At 54.0% G+C, this 20,847-nt stretch carries 22 protein-coding genes; 11 read left to right on the top strand and 11 right to left on the bottom strand.

All coding sequences use genetic code 11. The features are described from left to right. Positions 1–139: 139 nt before the first annotated feature. Both groL and J2I47_RS01305 read right to left on the bottom strand, forming a co-directional pair. The gene (gene groL / locus J2I47_RS01310) at positions 140–1,780 is read right to left on the bottom strand and encodes a chaperonin GroEL (protein WP_207362740.1); all 1,641 of its coding nucleotides are present in this window, start codon (positions 1,778–1,780) and stop codon (positions 140–142) included. A 104-nt stretch (positions 1,781–1,884) separates the two neighbouring features. Then, positions 1,885–2,163, bottom strand: coding sequence for a co-chaperone GroES (locus J2I47_RS01305; protein ID WP_207363166.1), 279 nt, complete (start codon positions 2,161–2,163; stop codon positions 1,885–1,887). A 248-nt stretch (positions 2,164–2,411) separates the two neighbouring features. On the opposite strand from J2I47_RS01305, the gene J2I47_RS01300 reads away from it, so the two are divergent. The 6 genes from J2I47_RS01300 (at position 2,412) to J2I47_RS01275 (ending at position 8,146) form a co-directional block, all read left to right on the top strand. Continuing rightward, positions 2,412–3,134, top strand: a complete 723-nt coding sequence (locus J2I47_RS01300) for a hypothetical protein (RefSeq protein ID WP_229374199.1) — start codon at positions 2,412–2,414, stop codon at positions 3,132–3,134. A gap of 329 nt (positions 3,135–3,463) precedes the next feature. Continuing rightward, positions 3,464–3,817 carry a hypothetical protein gene (locus J2I47_RS01295; protein WP_207362739.1) on the top strand — a complete coding sequence of 118 codons (354 nt, stop codon included), beginning with the start codon at positions 3,464–3,466 and terminating at the stop codon, positions 3,815–3,817. A gap of 159 nt (positions 3,818–3,976) precedes the next feature. Further along, positions 3,977–5,458, top strand: coding sequence for a xylulokinase (locus J2I47_RS01290; protein WP_207362738.1), 1,482 nt, complete (start codon positions 3,977–3,979; stop codon positions 5,456–5,458). 117 nt (positions 5,459–5,575) lie between these two features. Then, a complete protein-coding gene (locus tag J2I47_RS01285; protein ID WP_207362737.1) occupies positions 5,576–6,547 on the top strand; it encodes a polyprenyl synthetase family protein in 972 nt (323 codons plus the stop codon). Positions 6,548–6,565: 18 nt separating this feature from the next. Then, positions 6,566–7,195: a rhomboid family intramembrane serine protease gene (locus J2I47_RS01280; RefSeq protein WP_207362736.1), complete on the top strand. Its 630-nt coding sequence runs from the start codon at positions 6,566–6,568 to the stop codon at positions 7,193–7,195. 15 nt (positions 7,196–7,210) lie between these two features. After that, positions 7,211–8,146 (top strand): LytR/AlgR family response regulator transcription factor, encoded by a 936-nt coding sequence (locus tag J2I47_RS01275; protein WP_207362735.1) that lies wholly within the window; start codon positions 7,211–7,213, stop codon positions 8,144–8,146. 1 nt (position 8,147) lies between these two features. Here the strand turns inward: J2I47_RS01275 and J2I47_RS01270 are convergent, their stop codons facing one another. The 3 genes from J2I47_RS01270 to J2I47_RS01260 are packed head-to-tail and all read right to left on the bottom strand — an operon-like array spanning position 8,148 to position 9,415. Next, entirely contained in the window at positions 8,148–8,504 is a 357-nt protein-coding gene (locus J2I47_RS01270) for a VOC family protein (protein WP_207362734.1), read from the bottom strand. Between the two features lie 20 nt (positions 8,505–8,524). Then, positions 8,525–8,845, bottom strand: coding sequence for a hypothetical protein (locus tag J2I47_RS01265; RefSeq protein ID WP_207362733.1), 321 nt, complete (start codon positions 8,843–8,845; stop codon positions 8,525–8,527). Between the two features lie 3 nt (positions 8,846–8,848). Further along, positions 8,849–9,415, bottom strand: coding sequence for an RNA polymerase sigma factor (locus tag J2I47_RS01260; RefSeq protein WP_207362732.1), 567 nt, complete (start codon positions 9,413–9,415; stop codon positions 8,849–8,851). 134 nt (positions 9,416–9,549) lie between these two features. On the opposite strand from J2I47_RS01260, the gene J2I47_RS01255 reads away from it, so the two are divergent. The 4 genes from J2I47_RS01255 (at position 9,550) to J2I47_RS01240 (ending at position 14,676) form a co-directional block, all read left to right on the top strand. Further along, positions 9,550–10,602: a helix-turn-helix domain-containing protein gene (locus tag J2I47_RS01255; protein WP_207362731.1), complete on the top strand. Its 1,053-nt coding sequence runs from the start codon at positions 9,550–9,552 to the stop codon at positions 10,600–10,602. Between the two features lie 37 nt (positions 10,603–10,639). After that, positions 10,640–12,472: a serine hydrolase gene (locus tag J2I47_RS01250; protein WP_207362730.1), complete on the top strand. Its 1,833-nt coding sequence runs from the start codon at positions 10,640–10,642 to the stop codon at positions 12,470–12,472. Positions 12,473–12,541: 69 nt separating this feature from the next. Further along, on the top strand, positions 12,542–14,008 hold the full coding sequence (gene asnS / locus J2I47_RS01245) for an asparagine--tRNA ligase (RefSeq protein ID WP_207362729.1): 1,467 nt from the start codon (positions 12,542–12,544) through the stop codon (positions 14,006–14,008). Positions 14,009–14,220: 212 nt separating this feature from the next. Further along, a complete protein-coding gene (locus J2I47_RS01240) occupies positions 14,221–14,676 on the top strand; it encodes a ferritin-like domain-containing protein (RefSeq protein WP_207362728.1) in 456 nt (151 codons plus the stop codon). Between the two features lie 90 nt (positions 14,677–14,766). Here J2I47_RS01240 and J2I47_RS01235 read toward each other — a convergent pair whose 3' ends face one another. Next, a complete protein-coding gene (locus J2I47_RS01235; RefSeq protein ID WP_207362727.1) occupies positions 14,767–15,666 on the bottom strand; it encodes an aldo/keto reductase in 900 nt (299 codons plus the stop codon). Between the two features lie 176 nt (positions 15,667–15,842). Between J2I47_RS01235 and J2I47_RS01230 the strand changes: the two genes are divergently transcribed. Next, positions 15,843–17,114 carry an asparagine synthetase B gene (locus J2I47_RS01230; RefSeq protein WP_207362726.1) on the top strand — a complete coding sequence of 424 codons (1,272 nt, stop codon included), beginning with the start codon at positions 15,843–15,845 and terminating at the stop codon, positions 17,112–17,114. A 5-nt stretch (positions 17,115–17,119) separates the two neighbouring features. Here J2I47_RS01230 and J2I47_RS01225 read toward each other — a convergent pair whose 3' ends face one another. From J2I47_RS01225 to atpE, 5 genes are all read right to left on the bottom strand, one after another. Further along, on the bottom strand, positions 17,120–17,977 hold the full coding sequence (locus J2I47_RS01225) for a prephenate dehydrogenase (RefSeq protein ID WP_207362725.1): 858 nt from the start codon (positions 17,975–17,977) through the stop codon (positions 17,120–17,122). Continuing rightward, entirely contained in the window at positions 17,974–19,131 is a 1,158-nt protein-coding gene (locus J2I47_RS01220) for a pyridoxal phosphate-dependent aminotransferase (protein ID WP_207362724.1), read from the bottom strand. The genes J2I47_RS01225 and J2I47_RS01220 overlap by 4 nt, the downstream gene beginning before the upstream one ends. A gap of 96 nt (positions 19,132–19,227) precedes the next feature. Then, entirely contained in the window at positions 19,228–19,767 is a 540-nt protein-coding gene (gene atpH, locus J2I47_RS01215) for an ATP synthase F1 subunit delta (RefSeq protein WP_207362723.1), read from the bottom strand. Between the two features lie 7 nt (positions 19,768–19,774). Beyond that, a complete protein-coding gene (gene atpF / locus J2I47_RS01210) occupies positions 19,775–20,269 on the bottom strand; it encodes a F0F1 ATP synthase subunit B (RefSeq protein ID WP_207362722.1) in 495 nt (164 codons plus the stop codon). A 158-nt stretch (positions 20,270–20,427) separates the two neighbouring features. Then, positions 20,428–20,685: an ATP synthase F0 subunit C gene (atpE, locus tag J2I47_RS01205; RefSeq protein WP_207362721.1), complete on the bottom strand. Its 258-nt coding sequence runs from the start codon at positions 20,683–20,685 to the stop codon at positions 20,428–20,430. Positions 20,686–20,847 lie beyond the last annotated feature (162 nt).

The following is a 20,847-nucleotide window of genomic DNA, read 5'->3' as shown; positions in this document are numbered from 1 at the left end:
TCTGTGCTAACAGGCAGTTGACAAAGGAAAAGAGCCAGCCTGTTATACCATACCGACGACCTGCAATGCCATCACCATAAACACAAAACGCCCCTAACCAGCAGGCCAGGGGCGTTTTGTGTATAGCGAGCGGGTGATGTTACATCATGCCGCCCATGCCGCCACCGCCGTGGGCGTGAGCACCCGCACCGGCACCAGCTTCTTCCGGCTCGTCGGTGATCAGGCACTCAGTCGTCAGCAACAGGCCGGCGATAGAGGCTGCGTTCTCAAGAGCAAGACGCGTTACTTTCTTGGGGTCAATCACACCAGCAGCGAAGAGATCTTCGAAGGTGTCGTTCTTGGCGTTGTAGCCAAAACCACCCTGACCATCTTTTACCCGGTTTACCACTACCGAGCCTTCGCCACCGGCGTTGGCTACAATTGTGCGGAGGGGTGATTCGAGGGCCACACGGATGATGTTGACACCCGTTTTCTCGTCTTCGTTGATCGTGTTGACACCGTCCAGTGCCGCAATAGCGCGGATCAGGGCGATACCACCACCCGTTACGATACCTTCTTCAACGGCAGCGCGGGTAGCGTGCAGGGCATCGTCAACGCGGTCTTTCTTTTCTTTCATCTCTACTTCGGTGGCAGCACCGATGTACAGAATAGCTACACCGCCCGACAGTTTCGCCAGACGCTCTTGCAGCTTCTCACGGTCATAATCAGACGTGGTGTTTTCAATTTGGGCTTTGATCTGGTTTACGCGACCGGCGATATCATCTTTGCCACCCACGCCATTGACGATGGTCGTGTTGTCTTTGTCGATGATGATCTTCTCGGCCTGACCCAGGTATTCAGCCGTAGCGCTTTCCAGCTTGTAGCCACGCTCTTCGGCAATAACGGTACCACCCGTCAGGATAGCGATGTCTTCCAGCATAGCTTTCCGACGGTCGCCAAAGCCAGGGGCTTTTACGGCAGCCACTTTCAGGGCGCCACGAATTTTGTTTACTACCAGTGTGGCAAGCGCCTCACCGTCAACGTCTTCGGCGATGATCAGCAGCGGACGACCCGTTTGGGCCACCTGCTCCAGCACCGGCAGCAACTCTTTCATCGACGATACTTTTTTCTCCGAGATCAGGATGAAGGGGCGTTCCAGCTCCACTTCCATTTTCTCGGTGTTCGTCACGAAGTAAGGCGACAGGTAGCCCCGGTCGAACTGCATACCTTCTACGGTCTTAACTTCCGTTTCGGTACCACGCGCTTCTTCCACCGTGATCACACCTTCTTTACCCACTTTCTTCATCGCCTCGGCGATCATGGTGCCGATTTCCTCGTCGTGGTTCGCCGAGATCGTGGCTACCTGCGCGATTTTGCTGAAATCATCACCCACCGTCTGCGCCTGCTCTGACAGGTTGGCGGTTACGGCCAATACGGCTTTATCGATACCGCGCTTCAGGTCCATTGGGTTGGCACCAGCGGCTACGTTTTTCACCCCGATTGAGTAGATTGCCTGGGCCAGTACCGTTGCCGTGGTCGTACCGTCACCGGCCGAATCGGCGGTTTTCGACGCCACTTCTTTAACCAATTGAGCGCCCATGTTTTCCATGGCGTCTTTCAGTTCAATTTCTTTGGCCACCGTCACACCGTCTTTGGTGATTGATGGTGAACCAAATTTCTTGTCGAGGATGACGTTGCGACCTTTAGGGCCGAGGGTTACTTTAACCGCGTCGGCAAGGGTATCAACACCCTTTTTGATCTTGTCGCGGGCTTCTGTATCGAAGAGAATTTTCTTAGACATGATTTTTTGAAGTTTAAAGTTCAAGGTTCAAAGTCTAAAGTCGCACTGCATGTGGCAGGCTAACCGAACTTTGGACATTAGACTTTAGACGCTGGACTAATTTTTTAAACAATGGCGAAGATGTCAGACTCGCGCATGATGAGGTACTCTTTGCCTTCAACGGTGATCTCGGTGCCGGCGTACTTGCCGTACAGCACCGTGTCGCCAACCTGAACGGTCAGAGGCTCGTCTTTTTTGCCCGTGCCGATGGCGACGATGGTGCCACGCTGGGGTTTTTCTTTGGCCGTGTCGGGAATGATAATTCCGAAGGCGGTCTTTTCTTCAGCCGGGGCGGGTTCAACCACCACGCGGTCGGCGAGGGGTTTTACTTTCACGTCTTCCATTGCTGTGGTCATAGCGATAAGAGATGATTAAGGTTGTTAAACTGTTTTTTTTGCTTAATCGAACGGGTTTGCGGCGTCAAGCATTATGCCAGATAAAAAGACTGACAAAATTTCAGGCTTTGTACGTTATTGGGGTAAATAAGGAGCAGAGCTATTGATTATTTGGCAACAAAAGCACTTTAACACGCTTTATTTTGCCGTAACCAGTTATGACCTTATCTTGTTACGCACCAACCGCACGATGAATTATGGCCGAAATCCGTCTGAATTCCCTTTCATCTGACTGGCTGACACAAAGCCGAATCGATGCCGAATACAAGCAGTATGTCGTTTTGGCGTATCTGCAGGGCGTTCACCAACGGTTTGCCGATAACAGGCTCTGCCCCGATTTACCCGATCTTCAACGCCATTACGAAGCCACCCTCCGTTTTCGGACGGGCAAAGGTACGCTGATGGCGGCCTTTCCCAAGCGTGTGGCGGGTATTGGCGGGCCGCCACCTCAAATAACCTATGCACCGGAACACACCGACGACCCGCTACTGACCGAAGTAGATGAAATCGTCGATTTTGCGCTGCCTCGTTTCCAGGCTACCCTCACCGACGGTCGTGAGCGCTGGGCCGAACTGGCACGAACCCTGACGCTGGAACCTGTTGGCCTTATGCCCCTGCATCCCGAAGAAGGGTACCTGCTGGTGCATTATACCACCACCACCGATTTGTCGGTCTATCAATACCGGCTTACGCTCTATGATCAGACCGCGCCAGGTGGGCGGTTGGTCCACTGGCAGTTTCGGGAGCGGTTGCGTCGGGGTATAGGCATTACGTTCGAGCGGTTGAAGCTCGATCTCATTCGCCGATATGATTTGCCAAATCCGGCAGCGTTTCGGCTGGAAAGTCAGCGCTTCATTTCAGAAGAAGAAACATTGCTGCCCATTGCACAGGAACTGCTGAATCAGGTAGTAAAGGCCTGATAGCCCCCGTAACCAGACACTGAATCCGCCTAATTTATTGTTGGTTTATTACGCCAATATTACGTCGGTGTGTTTTTAGTAAAAAATAGCTTAATATATAATCTGTTGACAATCAGCGAGATTACCTGTTTTTAGTAAGTATTGCGTGATTAATCTCTTCTGAAAAAGACCATTTGTTAACATTGGCTTAACATTAAAGCCGATTTTTTATTACTATTGTATTATCAGTCGCACAACTGTATTCCATGACATGACCACGTAGGCCATAAACGGACGAGTACACCGATAGACTGGGTTTGGATTTTCTCACCTCTAAAGCCTGCATAATCATGAAGACGCTCCTGTGCTCATGGATGTTAATCGGTCTGGCGACCGTAGCGGCTTTTGCCAACCCTGGAACGAAAAAGCAGAGTAAGGCAAAGCCACAAGCCAATTTGGAACAACAATTGGCCAGTCAACTCACCTACCCCGAAGCCCTGCGCGAAGGAAAAGGCGGTAGTGTGGTGGTGGTTCAGTTTCGCCTTGCCGATGACAATTCGGTACTCGCGCCGACCGTTTTCACGGCCAATGAAAAATTAAAAAACGACCTGACCCGGCAGTTGCTGAATGCTAAACTGACAACCAATGAGATTAGCCGAGCCGACGAAGTACACACCGCGCGGCTCCATTTTAAGGCCGAATAATTTCCGTTAACTTTCCCGAAAAGGCTCTTCTGTATCAGAGGGGCCTTTTTTTATGCGCTCGTTTTGCGGCCGCCCAATGGCTGCTATAGGGCTTTCAACAGGTAAATTTCGCCCTGAACAGCCCTTTCTGGCTGAAACTTAGTACCTACCCCCTCCCCTATGTACCTACTTGGACTTGATCTGGGCAGTTCGTCTGTCAAAGCCTGCCTGCTCGACGCTGACAAAAATACCGCTGTGGCCTCGGCGTTTTTCCCCGAATCGGAAATGGCCATCGACGCGCCGCAACCGGGCTTTGCTGAGCAACAACCCGACTTGTGGTGGCATAACGCTACGCAGGCTGTACAGGCGGTGATGACCGCCGCCGGAGCAAAACCCACAGATATAAAAGCCATCGGTATCTCCTACCAAATGCATGGGCTGGTGGTGACAGACGCCCACCTTAATGTACTCCGGCCCGCCATTATCTGGTGCGACAGCCGGGCCGTTTCGCTCGGGCAGCGGGCGTTCGATGCACTGGGGCATGAGCGGGTATTGCGGCAGTTGCTCAACTCACCTGGCAACTTCACGGCGGCGAAACTGGCCTGGGTGAAGGAGAATCAGCCAGACGTGTATGCCAACGTGGCCCACTTTATGCTCCCCGGCGATTACCTGGCTGCCCGCCTCACGGGCGAAATCGTCACCACGGCGTCGGGCTTATCAGAAGGCATTCTCTGGGATTTTCTGGAAAACCGCCCCGCCGAGTTTCTGATGCAGTATTACGGGTTCGATCAGTCGCTGATGCCGCCATTGCGCCCCACCTTTGGCGAACAGGGCAGGGTGCATGCCGCTGCTGCCGCCGAAATGGGGTTGGCCGTAGGTACGCCCGTCACCTACCGTGCGGGCGATCAGCCCAACAACGCCTGGTCGCTGAACGTACTCGACCCCGGCGAAATTGCCGCCACGGCGGGCACATCGGGGGTGGTGTATGGGGTAAGCGAGCAGGCCAGGTTTGACCCACAGTCGCGGGTGAACACCTTTTTGCACGTGAACCACAGCCCGGAAACGCCACGCTACGGGGTATTACTATGCATAAACGGCACGGGCAGCCTGAATAGCTGGCTACGGAATGGCCTCCTGCAGGGGCAGTTATCCTATAGTCAGATGAACGAACTGGCACAGAAGGCCCCTATTGGCGCCGACGGGCTGGTGTGTTTACCTTTTGGCAACGGGGCCGAACGCGTGCTGGAAAATGCTGATCCGGGGGCCTCGTTTCATGGGCTGCGGGTAAACCAACATGGGCTGGCACACTGGCTGCGGGCGTCGCAGGAGGGGATCGTGTTTGCCTTTTATTATGGTATTCGGGTCATGGAACAGGTAGGGGTGGGCGTGAAAACAATCCGGGCGGGCGAGGCCAACATGTTCCTTAGTCCTCTGTTTGCCAACACGTTAGCCAACCTGTCAGGTGCCGCCATTGAACTCTACAACACAGACGGGGCGCAGGGCGCAGCGCGGGGAGCGGGCTTGGGGCTGGGACATTATGCCAACCGCACCGAGACCTTCAGCGGTCTTCAGGTGGTGCGCACCATCACCCCCGACGCCCGCGTGCGGCAGGCGTATGAGGCTGCGTATGAGCAGTGGTTGGCGGCGCTGGAGAAAGCCTAGGCAGGTGGCGCACAAGGTCACGTCTGCCTACTTTTCAGCCGATGTTGCTTACTTTTGGGCCAACAAGATCAGTCTGTGGTTTGTGGCAGACCGCCACATTTCACAAACCCTTCCTGCATGAACCCAACTCAGTTAACAGACGCTTTACGTCAACAATTTGACCTCACCAACTACGGACAGCAGCCCCCCGAACTCTACGACCCTATCCGCTACATTATGGGCCTGGGGGGCAAGCGGTTACGGCCACTGATGACGCTGCTGGCCGCCTCACTCTTTACCGACGATTATACGCTGGCCCTAAAACCTGCTGTGGCCGTAGAGGTTTTTCACAACTTCACGCTCCTTCACGACGACATCATGGATCAGGCCCCACTCCGCCGGGGCATGCCCACCGTGCACGAAAAATGGAACGCCAACATTGCCATTCTTTCCGGCGACGTAATGCTGGTGAAAGCCTATGAACAGTTGCTCGACATCGACGCCCAGCACCTGCGGCAGGCCCTGCAACGGTTTAGCCAGACGGCCGCCGAAGTATGCGAGGGACAGCAGATGGACATGAATTTCGAAAGCCGCGACACCGTATCGGAGGCTGAATACATTGAAATGATCCGGCTGAAAACGTCGGTATTACTGGGTCTGGCGATGGAACTAGGTGGTCTTGTGGCCGGTGCCGACGCCGAAAGCACCCAACACCTTTACGACGGCGGGCTGAACATTGGCATCGGTTTTCAGCTAAAAGACGACCTGCTCGACGTGTATGGCGACCCGGCCAAATTTGGCAAGCAGGTGGGTGGCGACATTATTGCCAACAAAAAAACGTTTCTGCTTATCGAAGCCCTTGAGCGCGCCGAAGGCACAGTACGCACCGAACTGCTGGACTGGCTTGGCCGCGACACGTTCGACAAGGCCGAAAAGGTGGCTGCCATTACGGCTATTTACGATCAACTGGGCATTCGGACACTGACCGAAGCCCGCATTGCCGATTATTTCCAAAAAGGCTTTGCCAATCTGGATCAGGTCAACGCCGACCCCGTCAGAAAGGCTACCTTGCTGGACTTTGCGCATCAACTGGTGGAGCGCGAATCCTGACCACCGTAACCCCTGTTTATGTCTGCTACCCTGCTTCTTGTTATCGCCACGGTCCTCATCAGTATTGCCGCCTGGCGGAATGAATCGCTGATGGACCGCTGGATTATGAACCCCTACGCTGTGGCCAAACGGGGCGAATATTACCGGCTGGTGACGTCGGGGTTTCTGCACGCCGACTATGGGCACCTGTTTTTCAATATGTTCAGCTTCTTCTCGTTTGGGCAGGCGCTGGAAGGCGTTTTCACTATACTCTTCGGCGATTTAGGCGGGGTGGTGTTTGTGCTGTTCTATATCGCGGGCATTATTGTTTCCGACATTCCCACGCTGCTAAAATACCGTGATCAGTCGCGGTATAACTCGCTGGGGGCATCGGGTGGAGTATCGGCAGTGATTTTTGCCATGATTTTGCTCAACCCGTTTATGTCGTTGCAGCTTATATTTATTCCCATACCCATCCCGGGCTTTATTTTCGGGTTTCTGTATTTGGGGTATTCCTATTATGCGTCGCGGCAGGGTGCATCAGGCATCAACCACGACGCTCACCTTTATGGGGCGCTGTTCGGCATGCTGTTTATGGCTGTTGCTTATCCCGCTTCCCTCCCCGCCTTTGCCGAACAATTGTCGGCCTGGCGTCCTTTTTCGCGTTAAAGCCATTCGCTGCTCATGGATCTGTTGCGCCAGCCGTATCCACGAAACGAAACACCCGGTCATGCCTGGCGGCTGGCCTTGTTCTTCGGCCTGTTTGTGGGCCTGTTTCTCTGGTTGTTTCAGCCCTTTGGTTTAGCTACCTGGCAAACAGCCCATAAGTCGCTTAAAATCTGGGGGTATGGGCTGATCACCTTCGGCATCACGGCGTTTTGCAATGGGGTGGTTCCCCGGCTGATACCACGCCCTTTTGCCGAAGAGCGCTGGACGGTGGGCAAAGAAATTGCTCAGATTCTGCTTCATATTGTCCTTATCAGCGTGGCCAACTGGCTCTATATAGCCTGGCTTACAAACAACTACGTCACAGAAGGTTTTGGCTGGAGTCTTGCCGTTACGTTGCTGGTGGGCATCTTTCCGGTGGCCGGGGCGGTAGTAGCCAACTACATTCGCCAGTTGAAACGCTATCAGCAACAGGCCGCTACGCTCTCGGCCAAGCTGCCGCCCCACCCCACCGCCGACGCTCCTGCGCCCCCCGTTGTTACGTCAGCCACTAAACCCGCCGGACCGTCGGCTACCTCGTCAGAAACCCGAATTACGTTGGTGGCCGAAAACGAAAAAGACACCTTCACAATTCCCACTGCCGACCTGCTGGCTATTGAATCGAGCGATAACTACTGCACCATTTTTTTCGTCCGAAAGCAAACGCTGGCGAAGGAACTGATGCGCAGCAGCCTGAGCCGCCTTGAATCGCAACTAACTAACAGTCCTGGACTTACTGATACAAATCATTTTGTTCGCTGCCATCGGTCCTACGTCGTAAACCTGGAGCAGGTAGAGCGTATTTCGGGCAATGCGCAGGGTTACAAGCTGCACTTGCTGAACGGACAGTTAACCGTGCCTGTGGCCCGTAAATACAACGATACCCTGATTGCTCAACTGGGGCAGCAGGTGTAGGCTACCCATCATACTGCAAAAACTCGATGCGGTTGCCAAACGGGTCACGGATAAAGAACCGCTGCCGCCCGTCGATGTCAGACGAGTATGAAATGGGCACGCCTTTTTGGGTTAACTCCTGCCGCGCTTCGTCCAGATTGGCTACTTCAAATGCAGGGTGACGGGCCGACAATGGCCCGATTGCTTCTTCGCGCAAATGCAACTGAATATCGGCCATGACAAACCAGATGGCCCCACCTGGGTGGTTACCCCCCATTTCGGTCAGGCCCATCACGTCGGTATAGAACGCCCGTGCAGCAGCGGTGGCTCCTTCGGGAATAGACAGTAAAATATGGTCTAAACGTTTGAAAATGATCATAGTAGCAGCTTGTTGTTCAGTTACACGTCATCTGGACCAGGGCGAAAACGGGCACGAAACTGCTCTTTGAAACGACGTTTATCTTCGTCGCTCATTTGTTGCCATTTACCCCGCCAGGCTGGTCCGCCGCCATGCCGGCCCCGGCCACCACCGGGCCAGCTACCCAGCAGCAACCGACTCAGCAACAGCAGCCCCGCCGCCTGCCAGAACGTGACCGGCCGCACCGTGACCACCGCCACCAGCACGGTATTCCACAAATACATGACCGCCCACGACAGCAGCGCACAGGCCGCAGCAGCGAAAATGGGGATCCAGACGAAACGTTTTCTTGATCGGTACATGGCTTAGGTGTTTGACAGGTCGTTGTAGAGGGTTTGGAGGCGTTTTCGCAGGTGTTGCACGGCGTAGCGTTTACGCGAAATAATGGTTTTCAGGTTCTCGCCGGTCTGGTCGGCAATGGCTTGCAGGGTTTTGTCTTCCAGTTCGTTCTGAATAAACACCGCCCGCTGATTTTCGGGTAGTTCGTCGAGTGCGCGCATGAGTTCGTCCCAGACCAGGTCGCGGAAAAGCGGGTCGTCTGCCGCGTCGGGGTCGGCCAGCAGCAGATCGCCGAGCGAGAGATCATCATCTGATTCGTCGCCATCGCCCGCGTGGGTGGCATCGCTGAAGGCCGTCTCGCGGGTGCGGCGATAGCGGTCGGTAATGCGGTTGCGGGCCACTTCATAGAGCCACCCGCTGAGGCTGCCAATCTGGTCGAGGTCTACTACGCGGCTGAGCTGGTACCAGACATCCTGCAAAATATCTTCGGCATCTTCCTCAGTACGCACCCGGTCGCGAATGAACCCAAACAGCCGCCCGCTGTACTGCTTCACAGTATCAAGAATGGTTCGTTGGGGCGGTTGGACAGGCATGGATGACTATGATAGACGAGAAACGAAAGTCAGGGATAGACACATAAGTGGCCCGTCTTACCCAGGATGACGCGTAACTGCCCGAATTACGCTAAACTTGGCAAGAATTTTTCGTCACCCGCTTCGTCTGCGTCATGACCTTGCAACTCAACCCATTCACCCTTTTTGACATATGCTGCATTGCGCAGGGCTTCACCACCGCCGCTGTGCTCTTCTGGCGATCTGACCAGCCCGCCAACCGGTGGCTGGCGTGGTTACTGGTTGGGCTGACACTCCAAATTGTCGATTACTTTCTGAGCCTGTCGGGCATCTATTACCATCACCAGTGGCTTTACTTCCTGCCTCTCTTTTATTCATGGAGTTTTGGCCCACTGCTCTACGGCTACATGTGCGCACGGGCGGGCAGACCAGCCACTCTACCCCGTTGGTATTGGGTACCGGTAATCATCCAGGTGCTTTTTTACGGGCTGCTTATGACCCAGTCGCTCGATACCAAAACCTGGTTCTGGAAAACTGTTCACAAGCCCTACACCCGCTACGTAGACTATTATGTAGCCTGTGCGATGGTGCTCTACGCCATCTACCAAAGCCGCCGTTTCACGACCGATCGTTGGCTGAGGCGGTTGCTCAATGGGTTAGCACTCTTTTATGGCATTGCCGCCATTGACCCCCTCCTAAACCAGCTCTACATTGAGCCAGACTGGCCCAAGTTTTACCTGACTACTCTCATACTGCCCATCCTTGTTTATGGACTGGCGCTGGTGAGTATTCTGTATGACCGACGACAAAAACTAGACCGCATACCGACTTCAGTTGTGGTCTTGCCCGCCCAGCGCGACCGGCTACTTCAGGCCATTCAGGCACAGGCACTCTACAAAGACCCCGATCTAACGCTAACGACCCTGGCACAGCACCTCGGCGAAACACCCAACGCCGTGTCGCGCCTTATTAATTCGGGCTTCAACCAGTCGTTCAACGAGTTTATTAATTCGTACCGGATTGAGGAGGTGAAACGGCGAATGGCCGCCGGCGACACCGAACACCTGACCATACTGGCCCTGGCTCTTGATGCGGGCTTTGCCTCGAAGACAACCTTCAACCGGGTATTCAAGGAGCAGACGGGCGAAACGCCAAAAGCTTACGTAAAGAAGTCCCAAATCACACTTCGGGACGACGCCGATGCTTAATCGACTGATTTTTGGGCCACAATCAACATAAAAGACCATGTCGACGTACCCTATCCGATTCACCCTGCTCCTTGTTTACTGGCAATTGACCATCGGTTCCATGACCATGGCGCAGCCTGCCCGCAAACAGGCCGACAGGATCACCGCCGTTGAAAACAGCCTGCTCCCCTACGTGCCCGTAGCAGGCCTGCCCGGCTGGAACCTCCTCGACCGAATGCGTCATTACAAGGTGCCGGGCCTGAGCATTGCCGTGATCCACAACTACCAGGTCGACTGGGTAAAGGGCTATGGCCTGGCCGACACCACCACCCATCGCGCTGTTACGCCCCAGACACTCTTTTCGGCAGGGTCAATATCCAAACTGGTGGCGGCTATGGCGGCGCTCAGACTGGTAGAGCAGGACAAACTAAGCCTCGACGCGCCCATTAATCAGTACCTGACATCGTGGAAACTGGGAGATAACGGCTTCACCCAACAAACGCCCGTCACGTTGCGGATGCTGCTCAGCCACCGGGGTGGCACCAGCCAATCGGCTTATTTCGGTTTCACACCCGACAAGCAACCGTTGCCTTCGGTACCCGACATTCTGGCGGGCAAACCCGGTACCGAAAGTCGCCGGGTGGTGGTCAACAGCGAGCCAAACAAGGAGTTTCGGTATTCGGGCGGGGGTTATCTGGTGGCACAAATGGCCATGATGGACGTAACAAAACAAGATTTTGCTACGCTCACCAACCAACTGCTGTTTAAACCACTGGGGCTGACCCGGACTACGTTTGCGCAGCCGCTGCCCCCCAGCCTGGCCACGCAGGCCTCGTGGGCCTATTCAACAAACGGCTGGTTTAAAGGAATGCCCTACGTCTATCCGCAGCAGGCTGCCGCCGGACTTTACAGTACGCCAGCCGACCTTGCCCGGTTAGTAATTGACTTGCAAAATAGTTACCGAGGCAAGGGAGGGCTGTTGAGTCAATCATCAGTGAAGGCGATGATGACCCCACTGGCCGTAGTAAGCGACGGATTTATCAACGAACAGATTGGCCTGGGGACGTTTTTGCTTCAGCAACATGGCAACACCGACGAGCGGGGGCGTTATTTTGAGCATACCGGCACCAACGCGGGCTTTGTGGCCTACGCACTTGGCAGCCTGGTGGGAGGCAATGGCGTGGTGGTGATGCTCAACGACAACAACGGTGCGAACGAGCTGGGTAAAGAAATTCGCCGGGCCGTGGCGCAAGCGTATGGCTGGACTGGTTTTTTGCCTAAACCACTAGTAACCAAGTCCCTACCCGATTCGCTACTCAACGCCTACGTGGGCCGTTACCAGCGGGGTGCCGACGAGGTGGTGTCGATTCGGCGATCGGGTAACCGACTGATCGAGCGGGTGAACAATGGTGATGATATCATTTGTGTACCCGTAGGCCGTGACACCATTGCTTTCACCGACTACACAGCCAGGGCCTATTTTAGCCGAAACAAGGCAGGCAGGGTCGATTCGCTACGGGTCGAGTGGCAGCAAACACCCATGCCCCGCCTGCCCGACGGGCAGTATTTACCTAATGAACTGATTCGTATGGGTCGCATTGACGACGCCGTAGCGGGCTACCGAACCATGAACATGAATGTGTCGCAGTTGACGTATCTGGCCTATGAGCTAGCCATGAGCCGCCCCCGCAACCTGCCCGCCGCCGAGGGACTGCTTAGACTGGCCCAAGAGCAGTTTCCCAACGAAAGCATTGTCTACGCGTCGCTGGGTGAGCTTTATCGGCTGCGAGGCGAAAAGAATAGGGCCATTGAAGCCTTCAGGCAGTGCCTGAAATTCGACGCATCGGATGAAGAAGTTCGAAAAAAACTGATCGCGCTGGAAGCCAATTAGCGCCAACGCAGGGCATTATTCGCTATACGTTATATCCTATCAACTAACGCACAGTGTAATTTTGCCCTCATGAGTTACCAACCTGTTAAACAACTGCTGCAAACCCCGCCGGGACAGACCGTGACGGTCAAAGGCTGGGTGCGCACTAAGCGCGAAAGTAAAAACGCGGTTTTTGTCGCCATCAACGACGGCTCCACGATCCACACCATCCAGGCCGTGGCCGAAACGGGTACGTTGCCCGACGACACCCTCCGCCTGATCACCACCGGGGCCTGCGTAGCCATCACCGGCGAACTCGTCGAATCGCAGGGAGCCGGGCAGGCGGTAGAGGTAAAAATTACCGACGTGACCATCTATGGCCCCGCCGACCCGGAGAAATACCCGCTGCAACCCAAGCGGCACTCGCTCGAATTTCTGCGCGAGATTGCCCACCTGCGGCCCCGCACCAATACGTTTAGCGCCATTCTGCGCATTCGTCATGCGCTGGCCTTCGCGGTGCATAAGTATTATAACGACAACGGATTTTTCTACCTCAACACGCCCATCATTACGGCCTCCGACGCTGAGGGCGCAGGCGAGATGTTCCGCGTCTCGACACTCGACCCCATGCACCCGCCCAAGACGGAAGAGGGTAAAATCGACTACAGCCAGGATTTCTTTGGTCGCGAAACCAATCTGACCGTATCAGGTCAACTGGAAGGTGAGCTAGGCGCGTTGGCCCTGGGCAAGATTTACACGTTCGGACCAACATTCCGCGCCGAGAACTCAAATACCACGCGCCACCTCGCCGAATTCTGGATGATTGAGCCGGAAATGGCCTTTTACGAGTTGGAAGATAACATGGCCCTGGCCGAAGACTTCGTGAAGTCGGTGATTCGCTACGCCCTCGACAACTGCGCCGATGACCTGGCTTTCCTGGAAAATCGACTGGCGGAAGAAGAAAAAACAAAGAAAAAGGAAGAGCAGCAGGAGATGACACTGACCCAGAAGCTGCGTTTCGTGATAGACAACGACTTCGAGCGGCTAACCTACACCGAGGCCGTCGAGATTCTGCGCAACTCGAAACCTGCCAAGAAAGGGCAGTTTCAGTATGAGGTAAGCTGGGGCGTGGACCTACAGTCGGAACACGAGCGGTATCTGGTCGAAAAGCATTTCAAAAAGCCCGTTATCCTGACCAATTACCCCCGCGCCATCAAGTCGTTCTACATGAAACAGGACAACGAACCCGCCACCAACGCGCGTGGGGAGGTGTTTGGGCCAACGGTTCGGGCGATGGACGTACTGTTTCCCGGCATTGGCGAGATCATCGGCGGCTCGCAACGGGAAGATGATCTGGATAAGCTTACCGCCCGCATGGCCGAGGTGGGCATTGACCCCGAAGCCATCTGGTGGTACCTCGACACGCGCCGCTTCGGCACGGCCCCCCACGCTGGTTTCGGCCTGGGTTTCGAGCGGCTGGTGCTATTTGTGACGGGCATGAGCAACATCCGCGACGTAATCCCCTTCCCAAGAGCACCCAAGTCAGCGGAATTTTGAACTGAGTCCAAGGTGTAGAGTCTAAGGTTTAAAGTCTAAGGTTTAAAGTTGGCTGACGCGAGATGTACTTGCGTCAGCCAACTTTAAACCTTAGACTTTAAACCTTAGACTCTACACCTTGGACTCAGTTTCTAAAACAGAACTTCGCCAAATCGGTTAATCATGTCGATTGTTAAACCATCGCGGCGGCGATCCGCTCAAGAACAACGATTATGATTAAGAACGAAGACATTGTTGACGACCTCAACGAACTAGTAAAAATCAACAATGACCGTATTCAGGGTTATTTGAAGGCTGTAGAAGACACGGAAGACAGCCAGCTTGATCACCTTTTCAACGAGATGATTGTGCAGAGCCAAAACTTCCGTAGCCAACTAGCCGACCATATCGTGCGCATCGACGGCACAGCCGTTTCAGACACTACCTCAACCGACGTGGGCAGCAAAATTCACCGCGCCTGGATCGATATCAAGTCGGCGGTGACGGGTAAGGATCGGGATACGGTACTTAGCTCAGTGACTTTCGGTGAGAACGCAGCTGTTGAAGCTTATGAGTCGGCTATCGAAAACGATAAATTGCCTGCTTACATCAAAGAAGATCTGACCAAGCAACTCTCGGAGCTGAAAGCAGCCCGCGAGAAAATGGACGCGCTGAAAGAGAGCAAGTAAACAGATTTAACGTTTAACGTCTAAGGTCCAAAGTTGGCTGACGCGTCATACCGCTTGCGTCAGCCAACTTTGGACCTTAGATTTTAAACGTTAAATTTGTTTAGGTAGCGGCATATCCTGGAAATCTTCTTCGGTCAGTTTTATCTGAGCGGCAGCTGTGTTTTGCTCCAGATGCTTCACCGATGAGGTGCCGGGAATCAGCAGCATAACGGGCGAAGCAGCCAGTAACCATGCCAGCGCGATCTGATACTCGGTGGCACCGTGGCGTTCGGCTACTTTGTGAATAGCCTGTTCGGCACTTAAGTCGCCACCACCCAGCGGATACCACGGGATGAAGGCGATGTTGTTTTCTTCGCAGTACTTCAGCGTGGGGTTCCATTTCTGCTGCCCGAAGCTGTACATATTCTGTACCGATACCACCTCAAAATACTGCTGGGCTTCTTTGATCTGGTCTACGTCTACTTCCGACAAGCCGATGTGCTTGATCTTGCCCTGCTGTTGCGCTTCTTTCAGAAAGCCTAAAAACTCTTCCGAAGGCACTTTCTCATCAAAGCGGTGCAACTGATAAAGGTCAATCTGCTCCACTTTCAGCCGTTTCAGACTACCGTTCAGGGCTTCTTCCAGGTGCTTGCGGCTACCGTCTACAGGCCATTGATTAGGGCCCGTACGGAGTAAAGCACCTTTGGTAGCAATCACCAGCCCTTCGGCGTAGGGGTGCAGGGCTTCGGCAATGAGTTCTTCTGAGACAAAAGGTCCGTAGCTGTCGGCGGTATCAATAAAGTTGATGCCCAGATCGAGGCAGCGTTTCAGTACCCGGATAGCCTCGTCGCGGTCTTTGGGCGGCCCCCAGATACCGTCGCCGGTAATTCGCATGGCTCCGTAACCGAGGCGGTTCACGGTTAACTGGCCGTTCATACGGTCGCTACCGAGGGTAATGGTGCCGGATGCGGTGGCTAGTCCACCTCCGGATTGTGTGGTTGCTTGTTGCATGGGTAATATGTTGTTAACGAACGGCCGGTAAGCAGCCGCCTGTTACTTTACACGTCGAAATCCCGAACTGTTTGTTATGTGCCCGCTTTTTTCAAAAATACGCACACCACACACCCCTACCATTGCATAACAAACGCCTGATAATCATAGTTAAAGGGCATAGAACAACTGCTTTGATGGGTATGAAAACGCTGTTCCTTCTCCTGCTGTTAGTACCCTTCGGTAGCCGGGCCGACGAGTTGCTTATTCCGATGGATGCCGCCCAGACGGACCACCTCAAAGCGTATGGCGTGGCCTACATGGTGCTAAAAAATGACGGCGAAGTAGACTGGCTGCTCAACTACCGGGGTGGAAGTTTCATGACGCCAGCCACCCCAGCACTGGAGTCGGAATGCCGCATTCGTAACGTTCGTTTCGAGCATTTGAGCAATGGTACAGCCCAGCGTATCCGGCAGGAGGTGGCCCAGCCAAACACCAACACCGATGCCGTGAAACTGCTTAAAGCGGCTCGGATCGCGGTTTATTCCCCCATAAAAATCAGCAAGGCAGAATTTGAAAATACCGATGCTGTCCTGAACGTACTGACCTACGCCGAAATCCCATTCGAGGTGGTGTATGACGAGGAAATCATGAAAGGCGACCTCGCCAAATTCGACTGGCTGCACCTGCACCATGAAGATTTTACGGGTCAGCTAGGTCGGAACCTGCACCGGATCTCGCCCGAAGATATGGCCGCGCAAAAGGGCCTTGCTGCCAAATTGGGGTATGCCAAACTGTCGCAATTGAAGCTCGACGTGGCTAAACGCATTAAGGTGTTCTGTGCGGGTGGGGGCTTTTTGTTTGCTATGTGTTCGGGTGCCGAAACGTTTGATATTGCCCTGTCTGCCGAAGGTGTCGACATTGTGCCCAGCCTGTATGACGGCGACGGAATTGACCCACAGGCGCAAAGCAAGCTCGATTTTGGCAAGACGCTGGCCTTCCAGAATTTTCAGCTTAACCTCGACGACGGCGATGGCTACGGTGGGGGCATCTCGTTTTCCAACATCAACAGTTCGGCGGGGCGGGGCGGCTGGGATCAACCATCGGGCTATTTTCAGTTGTTCGATTTCTCAGCCAAGTTTGATGCTATCCCGGCGATGCTGGTGCAGAACCACGAGTCAGTCATCCGCGAATTTTTCGGACAAACCACCGCCTTTACCAAATCGACGGTGAAATCAAGCGCATTGGTGATGGGCACCAGCACCTCGTCTGACCGGTATATCTATGGCGAACTGGGCCGGGGGCAGTGGACCTTCTATGGCGGTCACGACCCCGAAGGCACCCGTGGTGGCGGTGGCAACTTCCGGCAGGCCACCGATCTCAACCTTCACCCCCACTCAGCCGGTTACCGCCTCATCCTCAACAATGTACTGTTTCCTTCGGCAAGGAAAAAGAAGCGGAAAACGTAATGACTTTACCGCTTCTCGATCCCCTCCAGTACCCGGCGGATAACATTGGCGCGGGCCATGAAATCGAGGGAATTTGATACGTCGCGGTCGTCGATGAGCGTTTTGAAGCGTTGCAGAAACTCGATATAATCGGCAAGGGCCTGCGAGACGTTTTCGCGGTTTTGGTCGAAAATGGGTGCCCACATCTGAGGTGAGCTTTTAGCCAGGCGGACAGTGCTGCTGAAACCCGTACTGGCCATATCGAAGATGGCCTGCTCGTCTTTTTCTTTTTCCAACACAGTCAGCCCCAGAGCAAACGCGCTGATGTGACTCAGGTGCGACACGTAGGCGAGGTGTAGATCATGTTCCTGAGGGGTCATGTAAAATAGCTTCATACCAATATCCAAAAACAGCGCTTCCACTAGCTTCAGACTATCGGGGGCGCTCTTCTCGCGGTCGCAGATAATGAGGTTTTTGCCCGGCAGCAACTCCCGGAACGCCGCGCCGGGTCCCGAGTTTTCGGTACCCGCCATGGGATGCGCCGCCACAAACTGCCTCCGTTTGGGGTGTGCGTCGGCCAGGGTGCAGATGCTCTCTTTGGTCGACCCCAGATCAAGCACCGTGGCCTGTTCGGGCAGGGTATTCAGAATACCGGGCAGTAGGGTCAGAATGGTGTTGACGGGGGTAGCCAGCACGACTAGATCGCTTATGGGAACGGCCTGTTCTAGCGGCATTGCCTCATCAATAATGCCCTTAGCTAAGGCCAGTTGTCCGTGCACTTGTGAGGCATCAACCCCAATAAATCGTGCCTTCGGATATTTTTCGCGTACAGCCAACGCAAATGAGCCGCCGAGCAAACCAATACCAATGATGGAAATGTTCATGTCAGAATGCGTTTGGTGGCCTGCTCGATACGCTCTTTGGGCATACAGAGCGAGACGCGTATGTACCGGTTGCCTTTGGGGCCGAAGATCAGGCCGGGGGCAATGAATACGTGTTTATTGTACAGCAAATCATCTACCAGCCCTTCCGCTGACGGAATATGGTCGGGCAGTTTAGCCCAAAGAAACAGTCCTTCCTGATCACGGGCGTAAGCGCAGTCGAGGGCATCTAAAAACGCATAGGCAGCTTCCAGGCGGCCCTGATAAACAGCATTGCGTTCGGCATGCCAGGCATCGGTGTTGTGCAGTGCTGTAGCGGCTGCCTGCTGAATGGCCAGAAACATTCCCGAATCAACGTTGCTCTTTATCGTCAGCACCGCGTCGACATAGGGTTTGGCAGCGGCCATCCAGCCTACGCGCCAACCCGCCATATTGTGCGATTTGCTCATCGAATTCAACTCGACCGCTACCTCATTGGCTCCGTCAACCGATAGCAGGCTGATTGGGGCCTTTTTATTCAGAATGAGGCTATACGGGTTGTCGTGGCAGAGCAACACGCTGTGGTCATGAGCAAACCGCACCGCCGATTCAAACAGTTCACGCGTGGCGGGAGCACCCGTAGGCATATGTGGGTAGTTGAGCCAGACAAGGCGCGTCCGGTCGGTGAGAAGGTCGGCCATCTGTTGCCAGTCGGGTTGCCAGCCCTGGTGCTCCTGCAAACTGTACTCCACTACGTTGGCACCTACCATTTGGCTCACAGCGCGGTAAGCGGGGTAGCCCAGTTCTGGCACCAGCACTTCGTCACCTTCGTTTAAAAACGTCAGCGACAGGTGCGTAATACCTTCTTTCGAGCCAATCAGGGGCATTATCTCCGTTTCGGAGTCCAGGGTCACACCATAGGTATGGCTATAGAAATGAGCAATGGCCTGCCGGAGGGCGGGGATACCTTTATAGGATTGGTAACCATGCGCACCGGGCTGTTGGGCCGTCTGCGCCAGGGTTTCCAGCGTGGTGTTGGAAGGCATCATGTCGGGGTTACCGATGCCAATATTGATAACATCATGACCCGCTGCCACGAGTTTCCGAACCTCGGCGAGCTTGATGGAAAAATAGTATTCCTGGGCTTGGTTGGCACGGTGGGCCAGTGGGATAATCATCAACGAACGGGAGAACTGCGTAAGAGAACAAAAATACGAAAGCCGCCCCGTGTAGGGCGGCTTTTCCAACGTCTAAAACTATCGTCCAACGGCTAATTAATTCATAAACGAAAGCCGCAGGTCATTCAATTGACTGCGCAGCGATGCATCAAACTGCCGGTCGCCCACGCGCAGTACATAACCACCAATGAGTTTATCATCATACTTTTCTTCCAGTTCCACAGTCTTGCTGCCGGTCATGGTCTTCACCTGGGCCTTCAGTTTTTCACGAACAGCCTCGGTGAGGGGAACCGTAGTGATAACAGTAGCCCGTTCGATGCCCTTCATTTTGTCGTACTGCGCAATGAATGCATCAGCGATGGCGTCAAGAATATTGTCGCGGCCCTTCTGGGCTACAATGTGGAAGAACGACATCGTCAGCGGTTGCAGCCGGGTGGCAAAAACAGCCTTAATGATACTCCATTTCTTTTCGTTACGCACAATCGGATTCTTAAGCAATACACCCAGCGACCGGTTCTCGGTGATGGTGCGCTTAAAGTATTGCATATCCGTATGCATCTCTTCGACAATGCCCTGTGTCTGAGCCAGATCAATCAATGATTTGGCATAACGGGCAGCAACAGTTGAAATAGCCATGCCTGCCTTAGTTTAGGTGTGACGTAGCCACCAGATCCTGCACCAATTTCTCCTGCGATGCCTTGTCGTTCAGTTCACGACGAAGCACTTTCTCGGCTACTTCGATAGAGAGATTTACCACCTCTTTTTTCATCTGGGCAACCAAGGCCTGACGTTCGTTCTGCATGGCCTCACGGGCTTGCTCCAGCATCCGCTGACCTTCTATGTTGGCCCGGTCACGGGCATCAGCTACCATCTTATCGGCAGTTTCTTTAGCACCACGCAGCATAACGTCGCGCTCGTTGCGGGCTTGGGCCAGAATCTGCTCGTTTTCTGATTTCAGCTTGGCCATTTCGCCACGCGTCTTTTCAGCCAGATCAAGCGCACCCTGAATATTGTCTTCGCGTTCTTTCAGGCTTTGGGTGATGGGCCCCCAGGCAAACTTGCGCAGGATGAAGAACAGGCCTCCGAAAATGATGATCTGCCAGAACAATAAGCCGAGATCGGGAATAAGCAGGTCCATGGTTGGTATAAACTAAAAGTGATGTGTAAAACAGTACGCTTTCTTTTGTTTCAGAGAAGTAGCCCGCCAATGGCGATTCCAGTTGGCAGGCTACCTTCAAATGCGGTGTATCCCGTGTGTCATTGCCTATTGCGCCGACGAGATACGGTAAAAGCTACTTAGGCCAGTGCAACCAGCAGACAGATAACCGCAGCAAACAGGGCCACGGCCTCAATCAGGGCCGCAATAATCAGCATGGCAGTCTGGATACGACCAGCCGCTTCCGGCTGACGGGCAATGCCTTCCATGGCAGAACCACCAATACGACCAATACCCAAGCCAGCACCGATAGCAGCCAAACCAGCGCCGATAGCGGCACCCATGATGGCTACGCTACCCGTAGCTTCCAACAAAATCGAGAGCATCAAAGCGAACATCTCAGAACAGTTTATATAAGTGAAAAACAAAAGAAAGCAACGAAAAATGGGTTCAATGTTTAACGTTTAACGAATCCACCGCTACGGGTTTAAGATTTTGCTAAACACATGAAGCAGTACCAACAATAGTCAACCTTAAACTTTAGACATTGAACGTTAAAC

The sequence above is a fragment of the Fibrella rubiginis genome, from assembly GCF_017353185.1.
GTDB classification, from domain to species: domain Bacteria; phylum Bacteroidota; class Bacteroidia; order Cytophagales; family Spirosomataceae; genus Fibrella; species Fibrella rubiginis.
Note: the sequence above shows the minus strand (reverse complement) of the source record. Positions and strands in the feature narration are given on the sequence as shown.